This window comes from Vibrio ouci (genome assembly GCF_004551525.1).
Lineage (GTDB): Bacteria > Pseudomonadota > Gammaproteobacteria > Enterobacterales > Vibrionaceae > Vibrio > Vibrio ouci.
In genome coordinates this window covers 1-2,883 of sequence record NZ_SATR01000114.1, presented here as the reverse complement: position 1 = coordinate 2,883, position 2,883 = coordinate 1, and the positions used below count along the sequence as shown (strand labels likewise).

Here is a 2,883-nt window from a genome sequence, read left to right as displayed (position 1 = left end):
AGCGTTTCCAACATATCGTCTATTAATGTTTGTACCGTCGTAATATCTCGCACCTTTTCCGCTTTGACCTTAAGCCTTGGATCAGGTGCAGTCAAAATTTCTAAAACTGCCATATTTTCCTTCTAATTCTTGGAAGCTCATAACGCCCTGTTAAGGTGTGAGCAACGCAATACCGATGCTTCCGCATACCACCTTAAACACTAAACGCAACGCATAGTGAAAATGCCACGCGTTGCGAATCACTCTTAAACAGATTGTTATGCAACTAAAGTCAAAGTCATCGCTGTACCAACAACGATAACACCTGCTATTACAACAATTTGTTTTGCAACAAAAAGTGGCTTAATCATTCTATAAGACCACCACTTTCTACTATATTGAAAGTCGCTCTCTGACAGCGCTTTTTGAGCAGCAAAATAACCCGCAACATATTGCAAATAATGAAGAAGTATCGAAACCACACCACAAATTGACGCAATAAGAAATAGCGACTTATGCTCCAATAGCAAATTTGCGAAATCAGACTTAGAACTAAACAGTGTATAAGTTAAGGCTACTAAGCCAAATGCAACATACAGGGTGAGTTCGCTGATTTTCTCCGAACGCTTTACTTTGTCCTCGATCCTTTTTTCTTCAGTCATTATTTACGTATCCCTTTGATGAACTCACCAGGATCATTTGTTTTATCTGGATCAGATGAACCTTTCCCAGCACGCCGAACATTCACCCTTAACTTTTCACTAGCTTTAAATGTTGGTCTAGCTCCGGAATATCCCTTTGCATGAGCCTGAGTATCTCTATGAGCTTTGCCCGCTTGTGCCGTTCCTTTTGTAGAAAAATGACCGAAACCTTTTAATTTTACATCGTCACCAGATTTAAGATGATCTGAAATTACGCCCAACGTAATTTCAACTATTCGTCTTGCTTCTGCCTGAGAAATCCCTGCTTTTCTAGCAACTTCTCTTATTACTTCGTTTTTATTCACAGACTTCCCTTTTCCATAGTTGCATAACGCCCAATTAACGTGTGAGCAGCGCAAACACCGAACTTAAACACTGCGCCGTAAACACAAAACTCAACTCGAAGTGAGAGCGCCAAGCGTTGCGAATCACTCTTAAATGCTTTGTTATGCCTACTTTTCGACACCCTTAGCTTCATTGATTCGAGCAACTAACGCTTCAATTGAAGCTTTCTTTTCCGGGTAAAGTTCTTCCAAAATGTGTTCAAAGATTCTATAACCATCAACAACATCCGACTTTCTAACTTGATACCCTGAATGTGTTCCATCATTTCCGAGCCATCGAATTGCATTGGCAGGCTCAATAATTTTCCTGTAACTCTCTGGCAATGAACTAATTCGTTTTGCTAGAGGTAGGAAGTTACCTTTTGCATCTACTGATGCTACTTCCATTTCACCTAACAAAACCTCTAAAGCCGCACGTAAGGTGCTTAAACTTGTGCTAGGTGAAGAGAAATAGGTTGAAAAAGACACTTTTAATGCCTCTTTTACACCTTTAGGTGTATCTTTTGGCAATTCGAATATTTGTAAGGGAGGTTGAAAGTATTTAGCTTCAAAATTTTCAAACCAACCCCACTCACCAGAACCATCATCTAAGTACTCTTGCGAAACATCGCCAGTGCCGACACATACAACTCCACAACCACACGTAGGCACCGCACATTGCATGTTTAATGTAAATACATACTCTATCCATTCAGGATCAAACGCTGGATGGTTAGGGTCAATGGGAACCTTGTATTGTTTTTTAAATCCGTCTTTCACAGCAGTTAAGGAATTTGCTCCACACTCTGGACAAGGCCAAACTGGATAGTTTTCGTCCCTAAAATAGGGAGCAAACAATTCTATATTCATAATCACATTTCTCATCAGTAGGCATAACGCCAAATTAAGTAGTGAGCAACGCCACCACCTAGCCTAAACCATTGTGCCGTAAACACTAAAGCCGATTCAAACCGAAAATGCCAAGCGTTGCGAATCTGCTTAAATTTATTGTTATGCCACGACTCAAAGTTTTTCGCTGAACTCACCACACTGATTGCACTTATAACCCTGTTTATAGAAAAACAGAGGAAAACCTAACAATATGAACACCAGAAACGCTGGCCGCTTACCCTTTGTATAGGCAGATAAGTCACTACTTCCGCAGTGAGGACAAATGTCTAGCTTCTCTCCTATTTCTTGAGAGTGACTTTCTAGGCATTCAGAAAAATCACTAGTAAGAATTTCGGTCGCTTCCTCTAAGTCTCCTTCTGAAACCATTAAGCGAACACCGCCAATAGCATTTGAATATAGCCATTGTGTATTCACCGTATGCTCATCTGCAATGAAGCTTTCAATACCAGCACTTTCTAGATTTGCTTTGGCAATATGGGCTTCATGAGGGAAAGAAAACCTTGCTACTACAATCATGAATTTCTCCCAGTGGCATAACGCCAAATTAAGTAGTGAGCAACGCYACCACCTACCTAAACCATTGTGCCGTAAACACTAAAGTTGATTCAAACCGAAAATGCCAAGCGTTGCGAATCTGCTTAAATTTATTGTTAGCACATAGGGTTACGCATTAACTAGCCCCAACCGTGAGGCATACCTTCATTGCTATCATGCTCCGCATTACAGACCTTACACCTGAAATAGCTAACCTGCGATTCTGATTTACTTGAGCCCAGTAGAACACCAAAAACGATATTGAGAATACGAGACTTAGTACTATTCTTCACTCGCTGCTGTGCTTCAACTTCAGATGCACTTAGTCGTCTATGAGCCGTCTTCTGATTGCAGTTTCCACAATGTAGAAGCGTTTCATCCTTAGACATTTACCTCTTCCTTTATCACGAACTATGAACCTGTGTGCTAACGCC

Annotated in this window: 6 protein-coding genes; all 6 read right to left on the bottom strand. The window is 40.7% G+C overall.

Going from position 1 to position 2,883, the window contains the following annotated elements; translation table 11 throughout:
* The coding region (locus ELS82_RS23985) for a peptide deformylase (protein ID WP_341867200.1) at nucleotides 1-113 on the bottom strand (113 nt) is incomplete at its 3' end.
* A 144-nt stretch (nucleotides 114-257) separates the two neighbouring features.
* The gene (locus tag ELS82_RS23975; protein WP_134837650.1) at nucleotides 258-641 is read right to left on the bottom strand and encodes a hypothetical protein; all 384 of its coding nucleotides are present in this window, start codon (nucleotides 639-641) and stop codon (nucleotides 258-260) included.
* Nucleotides 641-985, bottom strand: coding sequence for an HU family DNA-binding protein (locus ELS82_RS23970; protein ID WP_167489512.1), 345 nt, complete (start codon nucleotides 983-985; stop codon nucleotides 641-643). The genes ELS82_RS23975 and ELS82_RS23970 overlap by 1 nt, the downstream gene beginning before the upstream one ends.
* A 147-nt stretch (nucleotides 986-1,132) precedes the next feature.
* Entirely contained in the window at nucleotides 1,133-1,873 is a 741-nt protein-coding gene (locus tag ELS82_RS23960; protein WP_244230874.1) for a DUF8608 domain-containing protein, read from the bottom strand.
* 153 nt (nucleotides 1,874-2,026) lie between these two features.
* The gene (locus ELS82_RS23955) at nucleotides 2,027-2,431 is read right to left on the bottom strand and encodes a putative signal transducing protein (RefSeq protein ID WP_134837647.1); all 405 of its coding nucleotides are present in this window, start codon (nucleotides 2,429-2,431) and stop codon (nucleotides 2,027-2,029) included.
* Nucleotides 2,432-2,589: 158 nt separating this feature from the next.
* A complete protein-coding gene (locus tag ELS82_RS23950; RefSeq protein WP_039977686.1) occupies nucleotides 2,590-2,838 on the bottom strand; it encodes a hypothetical protein in 249 nt (82 codons plus the stop codon).
* Nucleotides 2,839-2,883 lie beyond the last annotated feature (45 nt).

What these genes read in the sequence shown, in the direction of transcription:
- ELS82_RS23975 (WP_134837650.1), bottom strand. Translation starts at nt 641, where the DNA reads ATGACTGAAGAAAAAAGGATCGAGGACAAAGTAAAGCGTTCGGAGAAA.
- ELS82_RS23960 (WP_244230874.1), bottom strand. Translation starts at nt 1,873, where the DNA reads ATGAATATAGAATTGTTTGCTCCCTATTTTAGGGACGAAAACTATCCA.
- ELS82_RS23955 (WP_134837647.1), bottom strand. Translation starts at nt 2,431, where the DNA reads ATGATTGTAGTAGCAAGGTTTTCTTTCCCTCATGAAGCCCATATTGCC.
- ELS82_RS23950 (WP_039977686.1), bottom strand. Translation starts at nt 2,838, where the DNA reads ATGTCTAAGGATGAAACGCTTCTACATTGTGGAAACTGCAATCAGAAG.